This window comes from Microbacterium sp. 67-17 (assembly GCF_001898325.1).
Lineage (GTDB): Bacteria > Actinomycetota > Actinomycetes > Actinomycetales > Microbacteriaceae > Microbacterium > Microbacterium schleiferi.
Map to the genome: position 1 here is coordinate 168,685 of NZ_MKTR01000002.1, position 20,771 is coordinate 189,455.

Consider the following 20,771-nt stretch of genomic DNA (forward strand, 5'->3'; position numbering starts at 1 on the left):
TGGCGCGGGCCTTCTCTCGCGGGGGTCAACCTTTGGCGGCGGCCTTCATCGCCTTCTTGTGCTCGCGCACCTTCGCGAGGGATTCGGGGCTCGTGATGTCGGCGACGCTGCGGAACGAACCCGCCTCGCCGTACGGAGCAGAGGCTTCGCGCCACCCGTCGCCAGCAAACCCGTACTGCTTTCCCAGCAGAGCGAGGAAGATCTTCGCCTTCTGCTCGCCGAACCCGGGCAGCTTCTTCAGGCGCCCCAGGACCTCCGGGCCGTCCGGGTCGCCCTTCGTCCAGATTGCTGCGGCGTCGTCATCCCAGTCGGTAGCGACCGCCTCGCACAGCGCCTGAACTCGGCCCGCCATTGATCCTGGGAACCGGTGCACCGCCGGAGTCTCGCGGAACACCTCGACGAACGCCTCGGGATCATAGGCGGCCAGGGCGGAGGCAGACAGCTCTCCGGTGCGATCCTTGATCTTCATCGGTCCCGTGAAGGCAGTTTCCATCGCGATCTGCTGATCGAGCAGCATCCCGATCAGCAGTGCGAGCGGGTCGTCCGACAGCAGGCGGTCGGCAGCGTCATCGCCGGTGATGTGCAACTCCATGGCACCAGTGTTCCACGGGCGACCCCGTTGACGCGGGCGGATACGGGAGGATGGAGGAATGGCCGAGTCCGCGTTCGAGAAGCTGGTCGAGCACGCCCGATCCGAGAATGTCGTCGTTGTCGGAGCAGGGCTCGCCGGACTGGTCGCCGCGCTCGAGTGCGCGAAGGTCGGCCTCCGAGTGACCGTGGTCGAGGCATCCGAGCGGCTCGGCGGCGCCATCGCACACGCCGAGGTGGCAGGTGTCATGGTCGATCTCGGTGCCACGGGGTGGGCAACCCGAAACGGTGCCGTCGATGCGCTTGTGACGGAACTGGGTCTCGCCGACGAGGCGATCGAGCCAGCCACGTCGGATGTCTGGGTCGCCGTCTCCGGCGCAGTGCTGCCCTACCCGGCGCAGAACGTTGCCGGCATCCCCGCGAACCCGTGGGATCCCGTGGTGCGCAAGGTCATCGGCTGGGCCGGTACGTGGCGGGCGTACCTCGACCGGTTGCGGCCCCCGCTGACAATCGGGCAGGAACGCAATCTCGGCGCCCTCGTACGCCGTCGCATGGGTGCGCAGATCCACAACCGGCTCGTCGCACCGTTGACCAGGGGCCGCTACGGCCTGCCCCCGGACGCGGTCGATGTCAGCCTCATCGCACCGGGTCTGGGCTCGGCATTGACACGAACCGGCTCGCTTGCGGCGGCGGCGGGCGAATTGATCGCGGTCGCAGGCGATCAGGCCGCGGCGCCGCCCATTCGGGGTCTGGCGGGCGGACTGACACGCCTCGTCGACGCTCTGGTCGCTCGGCTCGGCGACTACGGGGTGTCTGTCGTCACCGCCGCGCGGGTATCCCAGCTGACTGCCCAGGGCGACTCGTGGACCGTGACAGCGCAGACAGTCGACGGTACGCAGGATCTGCCAGCGGATGCCGTCATCGTCGCTACGGGAGCCGCTGACGCCGCCCGCCTGGTGCCGTTCTCGGTTCCGGCTCTTCTGGAGCGCGAACTCGTCCAGGAGGTGATCACCCTCGTGGCTTCGGCACCGGCACCCGCAGAACCTCACACCACCGTTTTCACCGCGAACCCCGCGACTGAACCCGTTGTCGCATCGGATGAGACGCAGCGGTGGGCGAATAGTGTTCCCGGAGTGCGCGTGGCCCGCCTCACCTACGGTGACCTGGACACCGCCGCCCCCACTTCAGAACTGAGCGACGAGGATGTCTTCCTCAAGGCTGCGCGGGACGCCGAAGCTCTCCTCGGGCTCCCCGCCGACGCAATTGTCGAGGCCCGCCGGGATCGGTGGGTGCAGCCGCCGAGCGCGCTCATGCGTGGCCGCGATGAGGCCGCCGAGACGCTGCGCGCGCGCGTACGGGCGGTGCGCGGTATCGGGCTCGTGGGCGCATGGGCCTCGGGCCCGGGGCTCGCGCGTGTCGTCGCGCACGCGCGCGAGGAGGCTGAGCGGCTCCGTGTCAACCTCCTGTGGGGGACACATGCCGATGGCGTTACGCTGGGTGAGGACCACCCGCTCGACAAGCGTGAGGAGACCCCATGAGGGGCAAAGCAGGACTCGTCGTCGGACTCGCCGTGGGCTATGTGCTCGGGTCGCGTGCCGGTCGGCAGAGATACGAGCAGATCAAGTCCCAGGCGCTGAAGGTCTGGAACCTGGAGCCGGTGCAGAAGCAGGTGGGTAAAGCGAAGGAGTTCGCGAAGTCCAGCGCTATGGCACTGCCGAGTACGCTCTGGGACTCGGCGGTCAAGGTCACCAAGGCTGCCACCTCGAAGGGCACGGCGGGCGAACGTCTCGACGCTGCCGTGAAGGCGGGCAAGGAATCGGTGGATGCCGTCAGTAGTGCCGCCGACACGTCGGCCGAGGCGGTCAAACAGGCTGCCGATGAGGCGATCGACGACATCGCCAAGGCCGCCGGCAAGGAGTGACATGACGGCGCCTCGAGAATTCCGCGATCGGGCGAACGACTCCCTTCTGACGCTCCTTGGCGAGGTTCCGGAGCTGATCCGGAATCTGATCGTCGCCGAGGTCGACGCTGCCAAATCCTGGGCTCGCCAGGCGGGCAAGGATGCCGGAATCGGCGTGGTTCTCTTCCTCATCGCCCTGTTCGTCTTGTTCTGGTCGCTGCCCGTCTTCGGCACTTTTCTCATCGCCGGACTTTCGTCGTGGTGGCCGGTATGGCTGTCGGCGCTGGTCGTGTTCGCCGCCCTCCTTGTCGTGACCATCGTTTTCGCGCTGCTCGGCGTGCTGAGATTCCGCAAGCTCACCCGCAGGCGTAATCCTGCCCAGGCCGTGGCCCAAGACATCAAGGAGATCCGCGATGAGCTCTGAGACCGGCGTTCCCCGCACGGCAGTAGACCTGTCCCTAACCGACCCGGTCGAGAAGGCTCGGGCGGAGCTCAAGGCGGCGCTTGCCGCCATTGAAGACAAGACGAACGTGCCGCGACAGGTCTCGAAAGCGACCGACAGTGCCGTGGCCAAGCTGCGTCGCTTCTCGCGCGAACACCCCGTGGCAACCGTCACCATCGCGGTTGTGAAGGCGGCTGCCGTGGGCGCTCTGGTGTGGTGGGGCGTCAACTCCTACGTCAACAAGTAGCCCCGCAGCAACCACGAGGTGACCATCTCGTGACCTTCTACCCGCGACACGACGCGAGTCAGGGGGTTATGCTCGGACAACAGGCAGCGCAATGATGCGGAAGCTGCCGACGACGTGGATACTCCCGCACCGTGACCCCCGGTGCCACGTCGTTCGGCTGCTCGAACGTCGGGCGGTCGATTCCGCATCGATGAGTCGATCATGAACCGAGTAGCGTCAGATACCGCCGCCAAGCCACTGGCCGGGTGGCGCGTTCTGGTCCCCCGGGGCGGCCCGTGGGGAGACTCCGTGGCCGCGACCCTGCGCCGTCAGGGCGCCGTTCCCGTCATCGCCCCGTTGATCAACTTCGCGCCCACGACCGATCACACAGAACTCGAGTCAGCTCTGACCGCGCTGGCGGCGGGGGACTTCGACTGGGTGACGCTCACGAGCGCGACCACCGTCGATGTCCTCTACGCCTACCGGGCCGTGATCCCGCCGCAGACAAAGGTCGCCGCCGTCGGCGAAACGACCGCGGCCGCGCTCCAAGCTGTCGGGTATCGCGTGGATCTCGTGCCGGACCTCGACAACTCCGCAGCGGGCTTGGCCGAGCAGCTGATCGGCCTCGAGCCAGAGCCGCGCGACATCCTGACCCTGCGTAGCGAGACGGCCAAGCCCGTTCTGACCGGGATGCTCACAGAAGCCGGCCACCGCGTGCGCAGCGTGGTCGCCTACCGCACGGTCGGGGTTCCGGTGACCGAGCGCATCGCGAACGACGTGCGCAGCGGTCGGATCAACGCCATTCTGGTCACGAGCGGTTCGGTGGCCGAGCAGGTCCGTGAGCAGTTCCCGCAGATTCCGCCCTCGACCGTGCTGGCGGCGATCGGTCCGCGAACCGCGACCGACGCGCAGGCCGCCGGTCTCATCGTCGACGGGGTCGCCGATCGACAGACCGTCGACGCTCTCATCGAGGTCGTTGCGCGCTTTCCGCTGCTTTACGCCACCGACGAAGCTGCGCCCTGACCGGAGCTGCGCTGGATAAGTGCAGTCGACCGGATGCCGAGGCCGAGCTGCTCGGCTTCGTGCAGCTGATCGAGAGTGTCGACGTCCCGGCGTGCGCTCCAGACCGCGGGCTGTCCTGAGCCGGTGTCGATCTCGCGGGCAAGGTCGACGAACCCTGCTGCGCAGTGGCGCGCAAAGGAGTTCTCCCCGAACGCCGGAATGAGCTCCCCAGCGATCGTGCGTGTGATGAGTGTCGTCCCGGTCCCCTCGGCGTCTGGCAGTGCCGCCATCTCGTGCCGTCCCGCCGCCGCGAGAACCGCCTCGAGGTCCGTGGTGTCAAGCGCGGGAAGATCGCCGAGCATCGCCGCTCGCGGTGCAGCGGCATCCGTCACCGCAAGCCCCGCCCGCACCGCGTCGTTCAAGCCGCTTCCGGGGTCGGTGACGACGATGCAGGCATCCGAAATCTCACGCGCGATCTCGGCATCCGCGGTCACGACCACCACCTGCGCGACGGCCGGGCACGCCTGCGCTGCGGCTATCGTGTCGAGCCCGATCGCGCGTGCCAGTGCCGCCCGATCCACGCCCGGCACGTCGAGGCGGCTCTTTCCCGCGCCGCCGCGCACCGGGATGACCAGCGTCCAGCCGCTCACGGATCCAGACGTTCGCGCAGGCGGGGGAGGATGTCGCGGCTGTAGCGCTCCATGAACTCCGCCTGGTCGTGCCCGGGGTCATGGAACACGAGGTGGCGGAAGCCGCGCTCGGCGACCTCGACGATGCGGTCGACGTGCTCGTCGGGGTCGGAGGAGACGATGAATCGCTTCGCGACGCGCTCGATGGGCAGTTCAGCGGCCCGTCGCTGCATCTCGATGGGGTCGTGGATGCCGACCTTCTCGTCGGGGCTGAGCGCGAGCGGTGCCCAGAACCGGGTGCGCTCGAGGGCTTCGGCGGGATCGGGGTGGTACGAGACCTTCACCTCGATGAGCGTGTCGATGTCATCGCGCGTGCGTCCCGACTTCTCCAGTCCCTCATCGAGAGCCGGGAGGAGCGTGTCGGTGTACAGCGCCGGGTCCTTGCCGCTGGTCGTAATGAACCCGTCGGCGACGCGACCTGCCAGGCGCGTGGCGGCCGGGCCCGCCGCACCGATATAGACCGGCACGGGGGTGTCGGGGCGGTCATAGATCGTCGCATCCCGCACCTGCCAGAACTCGCCGTCGAAACTGACGCGCTCGCCGGTCCAGAGCTTGTTCAGGAGGGTCAGCGACTCTTTGAGGCGACGGAAACGCTCGGGTGGTTCGGGCCACGGGATGCCGAGGGTCACTTCGTTGAGGGATTCGCCGGTGCCGACACCCAGGATGATGCGCCCGGGATACATCACGCCGAGGGTCGCGAAAGCCTGCGCTACGACGCCCGGGTGGTAGCGGAAGGTGGGGGTGAGCACCGACGTGCCGAGGAGGATCCGGGATGTGCGTGCGCCGACGGCGCCGAGCCACGGGATAGCAGCCGGTGCGTGGCCGCCCTCGTGCATCCACGGCTGCAGGTGATCGGAGACGAAGACGGAGTCGAAGCCGGCGTGCTCGGCATCCACCGCGAAATCGGCGAGCTCGTTCGGTCCGAACTGCTCGGCGGATGCCTTGTATCCCAGGCGCAGGGGAGTGGTCATGGCGTGGTGCTCCTTTCGGTAGCGGGTTCAGTCAGAAATTCGGTGCCGTCGGCCCCGCGGAGCTGGTCGCGGAACTGCGTCACGGTGCCAGGCCACAGCAGCGTGAGGCGCCCAGACCGCTCGTCGACGTACCAATTGCGGCATCCGCCTGACACCCATGCGGTCTCGCGCGAGCGTCGCACGATCATGCGGGTGTACTCCTGCTCGACGGCCGGGTCGGGGCGCAAAGTCGCAGTTGCCGGGGCCGCGGCAATCGTTCGCGCGGCGTACGCTGCCTGCTCCTCCAGCATGAGGATCGATGAGTTGTGACCGAGGGACGCGTTGGGTCCATTGAGGATGAACAGGTTTGGGAATCCGCTCACGACTGTCGACAGGGCGGAGGACATGCCGGTGGCCCAGTGCTCGTCGAGGGAGATGCCGTCTTCGCCCGTGACCAGCTCGGCATAGGGTTGACGCGTCGCGCTGAACCCCGTCGCAAGAACGACCGCATCCACGGTATGCCGCCGCCCGCTCGCGGCAACGAGGGCGGCGCCATCGATTCGGGCAAGGGCCGAGGGCTCGAGAGTGACGGCATCCGAGGCCACGGCTGGGTAGAAGTCGTCGGAGAGCAGGACCCGCTTGCATCCGAATGCGTAGTCGGGGGTGAGCCACTCGCGTAGTGTCGGGTCGGACACATGGGCGTGCAGATGCGCCAGCGCCTGGTCGGATGCCGCAGCCGCCGCAGCTGCATCGCCGGCGCGCGAGGCATGGCGAGCCTCACCCTCGCGGAAGAGGTCCTCGCGCAGCGCGGTGAGCACCTCCGGGTGCGCCGCGAACCGCTCTCGTTCGGCGTCCGTGTAGGTTCTGCCGCCGCGGGGGAGGATCCAGGCTGCGGAACGCTGGAACAGTGTCACCTCGGCGCCACGGCGCACGAGCTCGGGGACGAGCTGGACTCCGCTCGCGCCCGTACCGACGACAGCGACGTGTGTTCCCGCGAGCTCGAGTTCGGAATCCCAGCGCGCGGAGTGCACGATCGGTCCAGGAAAGGCTGCCAGTCCGTGTACCTCGGGCAGGGACGGTTCCGTGAGCCTGCCGCATGCGAGCACGAGCATCCGTGCGCGCAGACCACCGCCGGTGGTCTGCAGGTCCCAGCCGTCGTCGTCCCAGCGGGCCTCGAGCACGGCGGTGTCGAACCGGATGCGACGGTCTATCCCGGTCGTGGCGGCGACCCGTCGGAGGTAGGCCTGGATCTCGGCTCCCGGTGCAAATTCCCGCGACCAGTGCGGCCAGGGGTGTCGTGCGAGTGCGTAGAGGTGAGCCGGCACATCGCACGCGACGCCCGGGTAGGTGTTTTCGCGCCAGGTGCCGCCGACGTCGCCTGCCCTCTCGAGAATCGCGACGTCGGTGACTCCGGCGGCCTCGAGCTCCATCGCCGCGGCAAGACCCGCAAAGCCCGCGCCGACGATCACGACCTCGTGCTCGGGGGTCATCGCCGCTCCCGCGTTCGGTGGCTGGCGGTGTCGTGCGCGCGCTGTGACGGGCGGGCATCCCGGTAGTCGGTCGTGCGCTGACGGAGGGGCCGCAGCAGGTGCTGGGCGATACGGTCAGCCTCAGACAGGGGAAGTTCGCGGCCGTGCTCCACCCCGGCGCGGGGGAGGACCCGACCATCGAGGAGTGTGCCGCCGAGGTCGTCGGCGCCCGAGCGCAGGAGCACCGGAATCGTGGCAGAATCCAGCCGCGGCCACGGCACCTGAACGTGCGCGATCGCCCCTGACAGCAGCAGCCGCGAGACGGCGACCATCGCGCGATGCTCATCGATCGGTGACCTGTCCGCGACGAGCGGCACGCCGTATCCGGGGAGCGGGATCGGCACGAACTCGGTGAATCCGCCAGTCTCGCGCTGCAGGTCGCGAAGAGTGCGTAGGTGCGCGATCCGGTCGGCGGCGCTTTCGACGTGGCCGTAGAACAGCACGGATGTCGATCGCAGCCCTGCGGCGTGCGCGGCGCGGATCGCGGTGAGCCACTGGTCGACAGGGAGGTCGGTGGGGGCGACCCGAGCGCGGATGCCGTCGTGCAGCACCTTGACGCCCGTGCCCGGCACGGTATCGACTCCCGCGGCCTTGAGCGCACGGTAGGCATCGTCGATCGAGAGTCCGCTGCGAGTCGCGAAGTCCCAGACATCCTGCGGGCGGAAGGCGTGCAGGTGCAGCGTGGGCGCGGCATCCTTCACCGTGCGAACAAGCTCGAGGTACGCATCCGCCTCGATCGGGATGATGCCCTGCGCGCACAGCTCGCTGGCGCCGAGGTCAGCGGCATCCCGAGCGATCTCGGCCACATCGGCCAGCGTGAACGTGTCGCGGTCGCGGTCGTCGTCACTCACGCTGGCCCGCAGCCCGGACGTTGTCAGATTGCGGTTGACGACGACGCTGATCGCCTCGCCGGTCGTGTACCGGCGCACATCGTCTGCAGCGCGTGTCACGGCGTCGAGGTCTGCGCCGGTCGCCGTCAGCAGTCGTTCCCAGTCCTCGTCGGCGACGGATGCCGGGTCTGTCGAGGCATCCGTCACGAGGGTTTCAACCGAGCTGCCGCGGGAACGTCGCGTCGCGCTCGAAGCGGCAGGGGTGGTGCCAGCTGCGGCAAGCCCCGACACCGGGTCGGCGAGAGCGGCGACCGCAGCGTGCACTTCCGGGGCGATCCAGGTTGCGGCGTCGTTGACGTACTCGGGGTGCGCGGTGAGGCGTTCGCGCAGTTCGAACCCGAGCTCGGCGGTGCGCGCCGCCAGATCATCGAGGTGGGGCCACGGACGTTCCGGGTTCACATGGTCGGCTGTCACGGGTGAGACACCGCCCCAGTCGTCAGCTCCAGCACGCACGAGAAGCGCGAACTCGGCTGGGTCGCTGAGGTTCGGCGGAACCTGGATGCGAGCGTTCGCGCCCATCGTCAGGCGCGCGGCCGCCACGGCGGCGACGTACTCCTCGAGCTCGGCATCCGCGGCGTCGCGCATAGCGGTCCCGGGCTTGGCGCGGAAGTTTTGCACGATGATCTCTTGCAGGTGGCCGTGGCGACGGTGCGCATCCCGCAGCGCCAGCAGAGATTCGGCGCGGTCGGTGATTGTCTCGCCGATCCCCACCAGGATGCCGGTCGTGAACGGGATGTGTTGGATGCCGGCATCCTCGATCACCCGAAGCCGGATGTCGGGATCCTTGTCGGGGGAGCCGTAGTGCACCTGCCCCGGCGTCTCGAAAAGCTCACGGGATGTCGTCTCGAGCATCATGCCCATCGACGGGCCGAACGGGCGCAGGCGCTGCAGTTCGTCGGCAGTCATGACGCCGGGGTTGAGGTGCGCGAGCATCCCCGTTTCGGTCGTGATGAGGTTCGCGACGTACGCGACATAGTCGAGCGTCGAGGCGAACCCGTGCTCGTCGAGCCAGCGACGGGCCTCGGGCCACCGCTCCTCGGGGCGATCACCGAGCGTGAGCAGCGCCTCCTTGCAGCCCTGACGCTGGCCGGCTCGGGCAACGGCCAGCACCTGCTCGGGGCTCATGAACACCGGCTTGCCGGCGCGCTGCAGCTGTCCGGGGGTATCAACGAACACGCAGTAGTGGCAGCGGTCCCGGCACAGGGTGGTGACCGGGACGAACACCTTGCGGGAGTACGTGAAGATCCCTGCGCGCCCCGCCTCACGCAGGCCGCGGTCGCGCAGCTCGCCGGCAGCATCGAGGATGGCATCCAGCTCAGAGCCGCGCGCGGAGAGCACCGCGATCACATCCTCGCGGGTGAGGTGGTCGTCAGCCGCCGCGCGGGAGAGGACGTCGGCGAGGCTCACGGCAGCGGGGCGGGTCGGTGTTCGGTTGAGCGTGCCCACCACCCCAGTGTTGCACCGTCGCCGGGGTACTCGGCGTCCCAATGACGTCGGATCGTTGCGGGCTTGTCATCATGCTGGCCGTGGGGAAGGTCGAGGATGCGCGGTCGCATCGACAGCTGTGCACGTCGGTCGCGCAGTTCCGGAGCTCGGCGTTGTCGGGTACGTAGCACGAGATCTGCCGTCGCGCATGTGGGCCAGATACCCCACCTGGATGGCGTGAAGAACTGAACTCCGAGCTTGCCCCGGGGGATCCCGCTCATCCGGTGAGGACGGGGAGTTTGGGCAAACCGAAGATCCGCGCCGCATTGCCGTGCTCGATCAACGCGCGCTCGGCCGCGCCGTACGCGGCACTGCGGATCCTGGCGACTTCGAAGCCGGCTTCGTGCACGGGTGCCATAGAGGCGAAGAGAAGTCGGCGCGGGTCTAGCTCATTCGCGAGGCGCTCAAGGTAGTCCTGCCGATACTCGCCGTTGGACAGCACATGGAGTCGGGGATTCCGGGTCAGCGCGAGCCATGCGTCGGTCATGCTCAGCCCGGACACGTTCACCTGTCCACCCGAGGTCAAGATGATCGTCGCATCCGGCACCGCGCGGGCCAGATCGTCGAACTGGAGCGGCTCTGCCCGTAGGGGCACCCCGGCGACGATGACGATTGGCAGGCCTAGCGCCGCGGCCGCAGCGACGATCGGGCTGGCGTCGATCGCACGGAACACGTCTTCGCCGGGGTCCAAGTACACGCCCGCGGCACCGTTGGACGCGCATCGGCGCAGCTCGTCGATGGCCAACTCGCCCTGGTTGGGATCGACCCTGGCGAGCCAGCGTACGTCGGCGCGGCCGGAGACGGCAGTAGCGAGTCGGTCGTTCGCCGGCGGGAAGAGGTAGTCGCGTGCACGTGCGGGAGCGACGACCGCGCCCGCGACGTTCAGCTCCGCGAGCCGGGCAAGATGCGCGTCGAGATCGAGCGACTTCCCGAACAGGTTCTCACCGACGATTGCGAGTGCGTCGATCATCGCTGCTCCAGACCGAGTAGACGTGCGGCGTTCCTGCCCAGGACCGCCTGCTCATGTTCCGTTGATAGGTTCAGGCCCCTGATCTTCGCGAGTTCGAGCTTCGGGTTACATCCAGGCCCGTCGCTCCCGAAGATGACACGCTCAGCACCGACCCTCTCGATCGCGTCGGCGATGAGAGCGGGGTAGGGCATCGCGGATGTCTCCAACACGATGTTGGCATGATCCTGAGCCGCTGCGATGGCGTCCTCGACGTGCGCGTAGCCGCCCATATGGCCGAAGACGAGAGTGCATTCGGGTGCGGCGGCCGCCGCAAGTGCGAGCGTCTGCGGCGTCGTGTAGGGATCGTCCCCACAGTGGAAGAGCACGGGCAGGCCTGCGTCACCAGCCAGACGCAGCACATCGAGCGTCGCGTCACCGGCAGGGTGCGCGAGTGTCGTCGTCGGATGCAGCTTGATACCGCGCACACCGCGGGCCACCGACTCAGCGATGAGCGCGGGCATCTGCTCGCGGTAGTTCGGGTTGAGCCGCACGAAAGGGATGAGACGACCCGGGAATTTCTCGGCTGCGCGGACGATGTAGTCGAGCGCCCCCGCGTTCATCCCGGGCAGATCGGTGTACGTCATGATGACGGCCTTGTCGATCCCGGCTTCGTCGAGCAGCCCGACGATCTTCTCCGGCGGGTCGATCCAGCCGAAGGCTTCGGCCTCGTCGACGTGGGTGTGGAAGTCGATGATCATTCCGCGGTTCTTTCTTCTGACACGGTGAGCTCGAGCGCGACGCGCTCGAAGATGTCGGCGGCGAGGTTGACCTCGTCGAGGTCGACCCATTCGTCGTCGGTGTGCGCCTGGTCGATCGAACCGGGACCGAAGACCACGCACGGTAGATCGTCGCGCACCTGGAAGGCGCACGCATCGGTCGAGTAGGTCACACCGATCGCCTCGACCGCTCGACCCAGCACGGCGCTCGCGGCACGTTCGACGGCTGAGACGCCCACACTGCTGGCGGGCGTCTCGAAACCGCGCAGCGACACGAACGGTGCCGGCAGCTCGACTTCGACATCGATCTCGGCGGCGTAGCCACGAATGGCGGCCTGGATCTCGGCGAGCACCACGTTCGGGTCTTCCCCCGGCGAGACCCGCCGGTCGAAGGTGATGGTGCACCGGTCCGGCACGATGTTGGGCGCGAGCCCCCCGGTGATGAGCGTCGCGGACAGCAGTGCCTTGCCGGCAAGCTCATGGCCGGGGTGATCCCGCCGCTCGGCGATCAGCGTCGCCTCGAGCTGTGTAAGTAGCTGCCCGGCCTTCTCGATCGCGTTGACGCCGAGCTCAGCGCGGGAGCTGTGCGCGGAGCGGCCGATGACTGTCGCCTCAAAGCGGATGAAGCCGTTGTGCGCGCGGGCCGGCACGAGAGACGTCGGCTCGCCCACGACCAGCAGGTCGGCCGGGGGCAGCCGGTCGGCGAGGGCGACCGCCCCGCGCATGATGTACTCCTCATCGCAGACCCCGGCGACGACGACAGTGGGATGCGGACCGTCCTTCGTCGCGATCCGGGCCGCAGCCACCATCATCGCCGCGAGGCTCCCCTTCGCGTCGCATGCGCCTCGGGCGCTCAGTCGCCGACCGTTTATCCGAATCGCCGGACCGCCGGGGACCGTGTCCAGGTGCGCCTCGAAGATGACGGTCGTGCCGATCGTGCCCGGCAGAACGCCGAGCACGTTCGGCCGACCGTCGACCGCCGGGATCACCTCGGCCGGAATCCCCGCAGCCGTCAGCCAATCAGCGACGAATGTGGCGAGAGGCTCCTCCCCCGGGCTCCCCGCCGTGATCGACGGGTTGCGGGAGTCGATCTCGACGAGGCGAAGGAGAAGGTCTGAGGCTGATTCGCCCGGGATATGTGTCATTGCGCCGTATACCCGCCGTCCACCATCAACGCGGAGCCGGTGACGAAACTCGACTCGTCGCTTGCCAGGAACACGGCGCCGGCGGCGACCTCCTCCGGCTTGCCCAGCCGGTTGAAGAAGCTGCCCGACTTCCACAACGCCAGCAACTCGTCGGCGTTCGGCACGTCGAGTTGGCGTCGCACGAGGGGCGTGTCGATGACGCCCGGGCACAGCGCGTTGGCCCGGATGCCGTCCTTGGCGAAGTCCATGGCGAGCACGCGCATCAGGCCGATGAGGCCGTGCTTGGCGGGCACATAGGACGTGAAGTTATTCAAGCCGGCGAATGCAAGATTCGAACCGAGCCCGATGAGCGAGCCTCCTCCGGCGGCGATCAGGTGTGGGATGGCCGCCTTGAACAGCACGAACGGGCCGCGCAGCATCACCGCCATGTGGGCGTCCCATTGCTCGACCGTGAGTTCGAGTGCGTTCGCGACGAGCTCGTAGCCGGCCCCCGCGACGATGACGTCGAGACCACCGAGGGCTTCGGCCTCCGCGGCGACCCACGCCTCGACACCTGCCACGTCGCCCGCGTCGACGACGGCGAACCGACCGCCGAGCGCCTCGACGGCCTGCGCCCGTTCGGGGTTCAGGTCGGCGACCGACACGATGGCGCCCTCCTCGATGAACCGCTTCGCGATCGCGAAGTTGATGCCGGAGCCGCCACCCGTGATGAGCGTACGTTTCCCCTCAAGCCTTCCGGTCACTTGACTTCCGTCCACACGGTGTCGCGCGTGAAGGTGCGATCAAAGCCGCCGCCGTTCCACGTCGTCATCTTGACGGGGTGCAAGAGGAACGGCACGCGGGGGAACTGGAAGGTGCTCTCGCCGTACGTCATGCCTTCCGGACCGAGGTAGCGCAGGATCATTTCGGTCATCGGCTCGATGACGTCGAAGTCTTCCAGAAACTCGACCTCGCACTGGGCGCTCAGACGCTTGTATGGGAGGGTCGGATTGTCGATGAGCAGGCCGCAGCGTGGGTCACGCCGGAGATTCTTGACCATCCCGGTGCGCTCCTTGCTGATGATCAGGAACGACTCGCCGTCCCACGTGTACCAGACCGGGCTGATGGAGGGCACGCCGTTCTCGTTCACGGTCGAGATCTTCGCGAAGATCTTGGTGGTCGTGAGAAACTCGTCGCGTTCGGCCGGGGTCATGCCACGGCCCTCGTTGCTGGTCATCGCCATGTTGGGGCTCCTTCGGTGGTGGGTGTGGGGTCTTGGGTTGCGTCGTCCGGATTGCCGCTGGGCCTTGCAGCCCGCCGCCGCACGCGTCCGCCTTTGACGCGATCGACGAACACAGCCGCGGCGATGAGGATGATCAGGCCGCGTACGAGTTGCTGATACCAGACCTCGATGCGCAGCAGGTTGAAGACGTTGCCGATCATCGCGAACAGCAGCACGCCGCCGAGCAGACCGATGAGCGTGCCGCGGCCACCTGCCAGGCTGGCGCCACCGATCACCACAATCGCGAGGGCCGTGAACTCGAGACCGGATGCCGCGCTGTTATCGCCGATTCCCGTGCCGGCGAGGATGACGACCCCGGCGAGCGCGCTGAGCACGCCGCCGACGAGGTAGGTCGAGGTGCGCACCCCCGCGGTCGAAATGCCGCTGAGATTGGCCGCGTGCGGGTTGCCGCCGGTCGCGTAGACGTGCCGGCCCCACACGGTGCGACGAAGCATGAACCAAGCAAGAACCCACACGATGACGACGGTGACGACCACGAGGTAGGGTCCGCCGAGGACCTGCGCCGAGTAGAAGTCGCTCAGCAGCGGGGCGCTGCGGCCTTGGGGAGTCGGCGCGATGAAGAGGGCGAGGCCTGCGACGATCGCGGAGACGCCGAGAGTCGCGATGAACGATTCGATCCTGAACACGACGACCAGGAGCGCATTGAACGCACCGATCGTCAGACCGATACCAATCGCCGTTACCAGAGCGAGGACGAGGTTCGAGTTGTCCCCGTTCATCAGGATCGCTGTGACGATCGCGGTGAGTCGGGCGTTGGCTGCGATCGAGAGATCCACCTCGCCCGTGAGTACCACGATGAACTGCGCCAACGCGAGGAGCGCGATCGCCGCCCCCTGGCGGCTCACGTTGTTGAGGTTGTCGGGTGTGCCGAAACCGCTCGCGAAGCACAGCGCGAGCACGAACATGACGAGCACGACCGCCCACACGGCGAATCCGTTGCTCGCCGCCTGATCCAGGATCTTGGCGGTCTTCGACCTGCGTTGCATCACGCTACCTCCGTATCGGCGACCCTGCTGGAGACGATGAGCTGCATGACGTCCTCTTCCGTCGAGGTGTGTCCCGGGAGCTCGCCGACGACGCGACCGTCTGCCATCACGAGGATGCGGTCGGACAGGCCGAGCACCTCGATGAGCTCTGAGGAGATGACGAGAACCGACTTCCCGCTGTCAGCAAGATCGCGGATGATGCGGTAGATCTGTTCTTTGGCGCCGACGTCGATCCCTCTCGTCGGCTCGTCGAAGATGATCACCTCAGGCAGCATCTCCAGCCATTTCGCAATGACGACCTTCTGCTGGTTCCCGCCGGAGAGGCGGCCGACGATGTCGGTGCCGCCGGGCTGGGTCTTCACGCTGAGGCGCTCGATGCCGGCTCGCACGAGCGAGCGCTCGGCGGCACCGCCGATCAGCCCGCCTTTTCGCAGACGTCTCCACGCCAACATCGACATGTTCATCCGCACGGGCTTCTCGAGCGCGAGGCCGAGGTGCTTGCGGTCTTCGGGGAGGTAGGCGATGCCGCTTGACATCGCGCCCGAGGCCCCGCGGCGCGTGACGGGAGCCCCCTTTACGAGAAGGGTCCCGCCGTACACGGCGACATCGCCGAAGATTCCGCGCGCGAGCCGAGTTCGTCCCGACCCCTGGAGTCCTGCGATACCAACGATCTCACCGGCGCGCAGCTCAAGGTCGACGGGTGCAGCGAGGCCCTCGACGTCGAGGTTTCGCGCCTCGAGCACGACGGCGCCGGGTGTCGCATTCGATGTGGGGAAGAGCTGAGTGACGCTGCGCCCGACCATCAGGGAGACCAGGTCGTCGTGCGTCGTTTCGCTGATGACTCCGGACCCGCTGTTTCGCCCGTCCTTCAGGACGGTGTAACGCGAGCAGAGGTCGAAGACCTCGTCGATGCGATGGCTCACATAAAGCACTCCCACGCCACTCGCGGCCAGCCCGCGTACGACGGCGAAAAGGGACTCGAGCTCTCGGCCCGAGAGGACCGCGGAAGGTTCATCCAGGGCGATCACGCGCACGTCACTGGCGATGGCCTTCGCGATCTCGACGAGTTGGGCTTGCGCGACGCCGATCTGCTCGACCGGAGTGTCGGGCGATACGTTCGCGTGGACGCGGTCGAGGAGTTCCTGGGCCCGCGCGGTCATCGCGCGGGTGTTGAGGATCCCGCCTCGGGCGTCTTCGACGCCCAGGAAGATGTTCTCGGCGACGGTCATCGAGGGGATGAGGGAGAACTCCTGGTGCACGATGCCGATGCCTGCCGCTCGCGCCCGCTTCGCGGTGAGTTGTCGAAGATCGAGCGGCGCGCCGTAGAGCTCGGCGGTCCCGGCATCCGGTCTGACGATGCCGGTAAGGATCTTGAGGAGCGTCGACTTGCCGGCGCCATTCTCGCCCATGAGCGCGTGGATCTCCCCGGCACGCAGTTCCAGGGACACCCCATCGAGCGCCGCCACCGGGCCGTACGTCTTCGATACCGCGTTGAGCGCGATCGCGATTGCGTCCGTCGTCATGCGCATTCCTCTCGGGATTTCTCGCGATCATCCGAGCGGCGGGCTGGACCCGCCGCTCGGATGATCCGGTCAGCGGCCGAAGCCGGCGTTGATGTAGACCTCGTCAGCGGCGACCTTCGGGCCGACGAAGTCGTCGTTGAATGCAGGCTCGTAGTACTTCTCCGCATCCTTCTCGGTGTACGGAGCGACGCCGTCCATGACGTCGATCACATCGGTGTACTTGGGCACCGGGGTGCCGTCAAGGACGTTGAACACCGTGTTCACGCATTCCTGCGCAGCGCCCGGAGGGAACGGTGCAGCAGAGAACTCAATGTCTTCGTCGATGGCGATGCGGAGGAACCCGTTGGTCGGGTTGGTGCCGGCGATCAGCGGCAGCTCCACACCAGCTTCGTCGTATGCCTCGACGACGGAGGGGCCCATCTCGAGGCCACCCACCCAGATCGCGTCGACGTCAGGGTTCTGTGCAACGACAGTGCGCATCACCTCGAGCGCCTTCGCCGCATCCCAGTCCGCGTACTGCTCACTGACGATCTCGATGTCGGGGTATTGAGAGAAGGCAGCAAGGGCTCCGGAACGCCAGAACTCGGCGGCGTCGGCACCGGCGATGCCGTTGAGCATGACCACCTTTCCGCTACCGTCCAGACGCTGAGCGATGTCGTCGGCGGTTGCGAAGCCCATCAGCGGGATGTCCCGGCTGACTTCGGCGGTGTAAGCATCCGACTGCACGCCCGCGAGGCAGGTGACGACAGGGATGCCGGCCTGCTCGGCTTCTTCGACGGCCGAGACGAGGCCGGCGCGGGAGAGCGACGTGAGGAGAATCGCGTCGACCTTGGCAGCGATCGCGTCCTGGATTCCCTTGACCTGGTTCTCCGTGCTGAACTCCCACGGGACGTAGATGAGGTCCTTGACCTTGCCGGAGGACTCGAAGGCGTCGAGCATCACGGCGTCGAAGGTCGTACCCCACCCGTTGGTCGGGCCCTGGACGACAGCAGCGATGGTGTACGGCGGCTCCTTCTTGAAAGCTGTCGTATCGACCTCGACGCCGGCAGCAGCGGCGACCTGGAGGGAGTACTCGTCGTCCAGGATGGGGCGACCGTTAGCGTCGAACTCGATCGTCGTCGCCTCGCTGGTGGCGTTCGAGTCTTCCGGCGCATCGCTGGAGCAGGCGGCGAGTCCTACGAGCATGGCGCCCGCGCCTGCGATTGCGGCAAGTCGCCGCGCACGCCCCTTCATTGTCATTTTCATCTTGTTCTCCTCTTGATGCCGACCGGCGGGCGGTTCCCGCTGGAGCTCTGTGTTTGTTCGGGTGTTCGGGTGTTCGGGTGTTCGGGTGTTCGGGTGTACGTGTGTTCGGCTTTCTTAGCGCTTGCCCGGCCAACGCAGCACGAGCGCGAAGATCAGCACGGCGCCGTTGACGATGCCCTGGACCTCGGGGGGCAGGCCCAGCACGATGAGCAGGGTGAACAGGACGCTCAGCAGCAGCACGCCGCCGACTGCTGCGATGAAGGACCCTTCGCCGCCGCGGAACGACGCGCCCGCGAGCAGGGCTGCGGTGATGGAGTCGAGCTCCATGCCGACGCCGATCGTACGGTCGATGTAGCTGGCATAGCCGGTCTGCAAGAGCCCCGCGACAACCGCGAGCGACGACGCCACAACGAACGCGATCCACACAAGACGTCCCGTGCGAACGCCCGACAGCTCCGCCATTCGCGGATTCGCACCGGACATGACCAGCTGCCGACCCGAGACGGTTCGCCGCAGCCACAGCGTCGCCACGATCGTCACGGCGATCCATAGGATCGCGGTGAAGGGGATTCCGCCGATGCTGCTGCGCGAGAATTCGACGAGGTAGTCGGGTGAGTCCGCGCTGAAGGCGCCGCGCGTCCAGATCAGCTGCACCCCACCGATCACCAGCGCCATGCCGAAGGTGGCAAGAAAGGCCGGGACTTTTCGCACGACGACGAGAGCGGCGTTGATCGAGCCGACGAGCAGAGCTGCGGCGAAGGCGAAGGCCACCGCGGCGACAGGGTCGGAGATGCGTGACACGGCGACTGCTGTGAGTCCCATCATCGCCGCGACCGACAGGTCCAGCCCGCGCACCATGAGGACAAGGATCTGGGCCATCGCGAGCAGCCCAAGAATCGCAGCGCGACGGAGAGTGTTGCCGATGTTGACGGGGTAGAACAGATTCGGCGCGATGATCGCCGCGACGATCAGGACGACCGCGAGAGCGATGAAGATCCCGTAGGTCGAGAGGAGATCGGTGGCGACGCGCCGAGCGCGGCTGCCGGCAGTCATCGTCAAGGCGGTCATGCCGCGACCTCCGCATCGATCGCGCCGAGGCGCTGGGTCCAACCCGGCGCCTGAATGACGACGGGGAAGCTGCTTCCGTTGTGCGCGGTGACGACGACGCGTTCCTGCGCATCCATCAGCACGATTGCGGCGGTGGCGCCGGCGGTCTCGATGAGGTCAATGAGGGCTGCGCGGACGCCCGCGGCGGCGCCGAGTCTGCGGGACAAGTCCGCGCTGCGCCGCGCGAGTTGTCGCGTGATGGAAGCCTCGCCCGAGCCCGAGCAGAGCACACCGAAGCGATCGTCTGTCCAGAAGCCGGCGCCGACGATGCACGAGTCGCCGACGCGTCCGGGGAGCTTGCCGACCAGGCCGCCCGTGCTCGAGGCGCTGCTGACAGAGCCAGCCGCATCCAGCGTGAGGCATCCGATCGTTTCGGTCGGCACACGTCGGCCGGTGAACACGCTCTGTTGAGAGTCCCCGAGCTCGATGAGCGCTGCCTGCTGTTCCTGCGTGACGAGGTCCTCGGGAAGGATCCCGTGCGCGCGTGCGTACGAGGCCGCGGCATCGCCAACCAGCAGTGCGACGTTTCGCTCCTGCAGAAGAAGGTGGGCGAGCCGGGCGGGGTTGCGCAGTCCCGGCACGGCGCCGACGCCGACCGAACGGTGGGTCGAGCCGTTGGAGACGGCGCCGTCGGTCTCAACGGTGCCGGCGCGTGTGAGGACTGAACCGAGACCCGCGTTGAACGCAGGGTCGTCCTCGATGACGGCAAGACCGCTCACCGCGGCGGAGATTCCGTCCTCACCCACAGCGAAGGCGTCGAGGGCGCGGGCCCCTGCGGTCTCAAGCGTCGCATAGGTCATGGCGATCGGTTCCATGTCGACGCCGCCGTGAACGACTGCCACAGGCCCGTGACCGGGGATCGACGCGTGTTCGACGACGATCGCGTCGTGTGATTGTCCGGCTTCCATGTGCTGCTCACTCATGCTGGGGTAAGGGTGGTCATTCGCGGCATGACGTTCTCGGCGAAGCTCGCCAGGTCGCCGCGGAAGTCGGGGAAGGATAGGACGGTGCTTGTGATGCCGGCCTTCGTCTCGACAGCGTCGAGGTAGCGCGCGACCCGCTCGTGGGAGCCGATGATGTGCGGATGGAAGAAGGCCGGCACCTGGGCGACGACCGGCATGCTGTCGTCTGGGTATCCGGGCAGCGGACGCGTGGCTTCGTCCTGTTCCAGCCATCGCTGCGCGGCGTTGCCGCCCTTGTCGGTCAATGCGGCTCGCTTGAGTGCGATCGCGGACTCGAAGTCGGTGTGGGCGATGAAATCGTTCGCGATGTCTAGCGCCTCAGCATCCGTTGGCGCGGTGATGATCCCGTAGAGGGCCGCGGATTCGACCGCGCGGCCATTGTTCTTTGTCGCCTCAAGCAGCGCTGCGCGGGCGGTAGCGATGTCGGTGAGCCCGCCGAGCACGAAGTTCACATCCGCGAGGTCAGCAGCAACGCTCAGCGAGTTGGTCGACTGGCCCGGCACGATGATCTTGACCCCGTTCGCCGGTGTGGGCTTGGCAATGCAGTCCTCGAGATGGAAGAACTCGCCATCGTGGCTGTACTGCCCGCTCTCCCACAGGCCGCGCAACACCGCGATGTACTCGCGTGTGTAGCGGTAGCGGTCGGCGTGGTAGTTCTCGGGCCAGAGTCCCATCTGGCTGTATTCCGAGATGTTCCAGCCGGCTACGACATTGAGTCGGAACCGTCCCCCGCTCGCGTCGTCGTAGGTGGCCGCCGTGCGTGCCGCCATGGCAGGGTGAATGGTCGGAGCGGCTACCGAACCCCAGATCCCGATTGTGGTTGTCGCCTGGATGATCATCCCGCACAGGGCCAGTGGGTCGATCGAGTAGTCCCAGAACCCATCGCCGTCTCCGTAGCCGCGGAACTTCGTCATCGCGAGCACGAAGTCGAAGCCCCGGCGCTCGGCCTCGACAGCCACCGCGACATTGAGCTCAGACGACGGCATGAACGACGGCGAGGTCTTCGACAGGATGTACCCGTCGTTTGTCGTCGGCATGAAGATTCCAGACTAGAGCTGTTGTCCGACATCATTCATCTGCGAAACAGACTTGTAA

21 protein-coding genes are annotated in these 20,771 nt (G+C 67.3%); 5 read left to right on the forward strand and 16 right to left on the reverse strand.

The window, feature by feature from the left end:
• Positions 1–25 precede the first annotated feature (25 nt).
• A complete protein-coding gene (locus tag BGO47_RS00825; protein WP_292707396.1) occupies positions 26–592 on the reverse strand; it encodes an HhH-GPD-type base excision DNA repair protein in 567 nt (188 codons plus the stop codon).
• A gap of 58 nt (positions 593–650) precedes the next feature.
• On the opposite strand from BGO47_RS00825, the gene BGO47_RS00830 reads away from it, so the two are divergent.
• The 5 genes from BGO47_RS00830 to BGO47_RS00850 all read left to right on the forward strand — a co-directional run bounded on the left by BGO47_RS00830 (position 651) and on the right by BGO47_RS00850 (position 4,179).
• Positions 651–2,126, forward strand: coding sequence for an FAD-dependent oxidoreductase (locus BGO47_RS00830; protein ID WP_292707397.1), 1,476 nt, complete (start codon positions 651–653; stop codon positions 2,124–2,126).
• On the forward strand, positions 2,123–2,509 hold the full coding sequence (locus BGO47_RS00835) for a hypothetical protein (RefSeq protein ID WP_292707399.1): 387 nt from the start codon (positions 2,123–2,125) through the stop codon (positions 2,507–2,509). Before BGO47_RS00830 ends, BGO47_RS00835 begins: the two co-directional genes overlap by 4 nt.
• A 1-nt stretch (position 2,510) precedes the next feature.
• A complete protein-coding gene (locus BGO47_RS00840; protein WP_292707401.1) occupies positions 2,511–2,912 on the forward strand; it encodes a phage holin family protein in 402 nt (133 codons plus the stop codon).
• Positions 2,902–3,177, forward strand: a complete 276-nt coding sequence (locus BGO47_RS00845; RefSeq protein ID WP_292707403.1) for a hypothetical protein — start codon at positions 2,902–2,904, stop codon at positions 3,175–3,177. The genes BGO47_RS00840 and BGO47_RS00845 overlap by 11 nt, the downstream gene beginning before the upstream one ends.
• A 201-nt stretch (positions 3,178–3,378) precedes the next feature.
• On the forward strand, positions 3,379–4,179 hold the full coding sequence (locus BGO47_RS00850) for a uroporphyrinogen-III synthase (protein WP_292707405.1): 801 nt from the start codon (positions 3,379–3,381) through the stop codon (positions 4,177–4,179).
• Here the strand turns inward: BGO47_RS00850 and cofC are convergent.
• From cofC to BGO47_RS00925, 15 genes are all read right to left on the reverse strand, one after another.
• Positions 4,152–4,808, reverse strand: a complete 657-nt coding sequence (gene cofC, locus BGO47_RS00855; RefSeq protein ID WP_292707407.1) for a 2-phospho-L-lactate guanylyltransferase — start codon at positions 4,806–4,808, stop codon at positions 4,152–4,154. The two genes, BGO47_RS00850 and cofC, sit on opposite strands and share 28 nt — an antisense overlap.
• On the reverse strand, positions 4,805–5,818 hold the full coding sequence (gene fgd, locus BGO47_RS00860) for a glucose-6-phosphate dehydrogenase (coenzyme-F420) (RefSeq protein ID WP_292707409.1): 1,014 nt from the start codon (positions 5,816–5,818) through the stop codon (positions 4,805–4,807). The genes cofC and fgd overlap by 4 nt, the downstream gene beginning before the upstream one ends.
• Complete coding sequence (locus tag BGO47_RS00865) at positions 5,815–7,287, reverse strand: NAD(P)/FAD-dependent oxidoreductase (protein WP_292707411.1); 1,473 nt, start codon at positions 7,285–7,287, stop codon at positions 5,815–5,817. The genes fgd and BGO47_RS00865 overlap by 4 nt, the downstream gene beginning before the upstream one ends.
• Entirely contained in the window at positions 7,284–9,662 is a 2,379-nt protein-coding gene (gene cofG / locus BGO47_RS00870; RefSeq protein WP_292707413.1) for a 7,8-didemethyl-8-hydroxy-5-deazariboflavin synthase CofG, read from the reverse strand. Before cofG ends, BGO47_RS00865 begins: the two co-directional genes overlap by 4 nt.
• Before the next feature lie 256 nt (positions 9,663–9,918).
• Positions 9,919–10,671 (reverse strand): amidohydrolase family protein, encoded by a 753-nt coding sequence (locus BGO47_RS00875; RefSeq protein WP_292707415.1) that lies wholly within the window; start codon positions 10,669–10,671, stop codon positions 9,919–9,921.
• The gene (locus tag BGO47_RS00880; protein WP_292707417.1) at positions 10,668–11,408 is read right to left on the reverse strand and encodes an amidohydrolase family protein; all 741 of its coding nucleotides are present in this window, start codon (positions 11,406–11,408) and stop codon (positions 10,668–10,670) included. Before BGO47_RS00880 ends, BGO47_RS00875 begins: the two co-directional genes overlap by 4 nt.
• Entirely contained in the window at positions 11,405–12,571 is a 1,167-nt protein-coding gene (locus BGO47_RS00885; RefSeq protein ID WP_292707419.1) for a M20/M25/M40 family metallo-hydrolase, read from the reverse strand. Before BGO47_RS00885 ends, BGO47_RS00880 begins: the two co-directional genes overlap by 4 nt.
• Complete coding sequence (locus BGO47_RS00890; protein ID WP_292707422.1) at positions 12,568–13,314, reverse strand: SDR family oxidoreductase; 747 nt, start codon at positions 13,312–13,314, stop codon at positions 12,568–12,570. Before BGO47_RS00890 ends, BGO47_RS00885 begins: the two co-directional genes overlap by 4 nt.
• Entirely contained in the window at positions 13,311–13,793 is a 483-nt protein-coding gene (locus BGO47_RS00895) for a pyridoxamine 5'-phosphate oxidase family protein (RefSeq protein ID WP_292707423.1), read from the reverse strand. The genes BGO47_RS00890 and BGO47_RS00895 overlap by 4 nt, the downstream gene beginning before the upstream one ends.
• On the reverse strand, positions 13,784–14,839 hold the full coding sequence (locus tag BGO47_RS00900; RefSeq protein ID WP_292707425.1) for an ABC transporter permease: 1,056 nt from the start codon (positions 14,837–14,839) through the stop codon (positions 13,784–13,786). The genes BGO47_RS00895 and BGO47_RS00900 overlap by 10 nt, the downstream gene beginning before the upstream one ends.
• Positions 14,839–16,362, reverse strand: coding sequence for a sugar ABC transporter ATP-binding protein (locus BGO47_RS00905; protein ID WP_292707428.1), 1,524 nt, complete (start codon positions 16,360–16,362; stop codon positions 14,839–14,841). Before BGO47_RS00905 ends, BGO47_RS00900 begins: the two co-directional genes overlap by 1 nt.
• 69 nt (positions 16,363–16,431) lie before the next feature.
• Positions 16,432–17,607, reverse strand: coding sequence for a substrate-binding domain-containing protein (locus BGO47_RS00910; protein ID WP_292707431.1), 1,176 nt, complete (start codon positions 17,605–17,607; stop codon positions 16,432–16,434).
• A gap of 114 nt (positions 17,608–17,721) precedes the next feature.
• Positions 17,722–18,675, reverse strand: coding sequence for an ABC transporter permease (locus BGO47_RS00915; protein WP_292707433.1), 954 nt, complete (start codon positions 18,673–18,675; stop codon positions 17,722–17,724).
• Complete coding sequence (locus tag BGO47_RS00920) at positions 18,672–19,637, reverse strand: isoaspartyl peptidase/L-asparaginase (RefSeq protein ID WP_292707435.1); 966 nt, start codon at positions 19,635–19,637, stop codon at positions 18,672–18,674. The genes BGO47_RS00915 and BGO47_RS00920 overlap by 4 nt, the downstream gene beginning before the upstream one ends.
• Positions 19,634–20,713 (reverse strand): LLM class flavin-dependent oxidoreductase, encoded by a 1,080-nt coding sequence (locus BGO47_RS00925; protein WP_292707437.1) that lies wholly within the window; start codon positions 20,711–20,713, stop codon positions 19,634–19,636. The genes BGO47_RS00920 and BGO47_RS00925 overlap by 4 nt, the downstream gene beginning before the upstream one ends.
• Positions 20,714–20,771 lie beyond the last annotated feature (58 nt).

What these genes read in the sequence shown, in the direction of transcription:
- BGO47_RS00885 (WP_292707419.1), bottom strand. Translation starts at nt 12,571, where the DNA reads ATGACACATATCCCGGGCGAATCAGCCTCAGACCTTCTCCTTCGCCTC.
- BGO47_RS00915 (WP_292707433.1), bottom strand. Translation starts at nt 18,675, where the DNA reads ATGACCGCCTTGACGATGACTGCCGGCAGCCGCGCTCGGCGCGTCGCC.
- BGO47_RS00880 (WP_292707417.1), bottom strand. Translation starts at nt 11,408, where the DNA reads ATGATCATCGACTTCCACACCCACGTCGACGAGGCCGAAGCCTTCGGC.
- BGO47_RS00845 (WP_292707403.1), top strand. Translation starts at nt 2,902, where the DNA reads ATGAGCTCTGAGACCGGCGTTCCCCGCACGGCAGTAGACCTGTCCCTA.
- fgd (WP_292707409.1), bottom strand. Translation starts at nt 5,818, where the DNA reads ATGACCACTCCCCTGCGCCTGGGATACAAGGCATCCGCCGAGCAGTTC.
- BGO47_RS00895 (WP_292707423.1), bottom strand. Translation starts at nt 13,793, where the DNA reads ATGGCGATGACCAGCAACGAGGGCCGTGGCATGACCCCGGCCGAACGC.
- BGO47_RS00910 (WP_292707431.1), bottom strand. Translation starts at nt 17,607, where the DNA reads ATGAAAATGACAATGAAGGGGCGTGCGCGGCGACTTGCCGCAATCGCA.
- BGO47_RS00830 (WP_292707397.1), top strand. Translation starts at nt 651, where the DNA reads ATGGCCGAGTCCGCGTTCGAGAAGCTGGTCGAGCACGCCCGATCCGAG.
- BGO47_RS00850 (WP_292707405.1), top strand. Translation starts at nt 3,379, where the DNA reads ATGAACCGAGTAGCGTCAGATACCGCCGCCAAGCCACTGGCCGGGTGG.
- BGO47_RS00825 (WP_292707396.1), bottom strand. Translation starts at nt 592, where the DNA reads ATGGAGTTGCACATCACCGGCGATGACGCTGCCGACCGCCTGCTGTCG.
- BGO47_RS00875 (WP_292707415.1), bottom strand. Translation starts at nt 10,671, where the DNA reads ATGATCGACGCACTCGCAATCGTCGGTGAGAACCTGTTCGGGAAGTCG.
- BGO47_RS00840 (WP_292707401.1), top strand. Translation starts at nt 2,511, where the DNA reads ATGACGGCGCCTCGAGAATTCCGCGATCGGGCGAACGACTCCCTTCTG.
- BGO47_RS00920 (WP_292707435.1), bottom strand. Translation starts at nt 19,637, where the DNA reads ATGAGTGAGCAGCACATGGAAGCCGGACAATCACACGACGCGATCGTC.
- BGO47_RS00900 (WP_292707425.1), bottom strand. Translation starts at nt 14,839, where the DNA reads ATGCAACGCAGGTCGAAGACCGCCAAGATCCTGGATCAGGCGGCGAGC.
- BGO47_RS00905 (WP_292707428.1), bottom strand. Translation starts at nt 16,362, where the DNA reads ATGACGACGGACGCAATCGCGATCGCGCTCAACGCGGTATCGAAGACG.
- BGO47_RS00865 (WP_292707411.1), bottom strand. Translation starts at nt 7,287, where the DNA reads ATGACCCCCGAGCACGAGGTCGTGATCGTCGGCGCGGGCTTTGCGGGT.
- BGO47_RS00835 (WP_292707399.1), top strand. Translation starts at nt 2,123, where the DNA reads ATGAGGGGCAAAGCAGGACTCGTCGTCGGACTCGCCGTGGGCTATGTG.
- BGO47_RS00925 (WP_292707437.1), bottom strand. Translation starts at nt 20,713, where the DNA reads ATGCCGACGACAAACGACGGGTACATCCTGTCGAAGACCTCGCCGTCG.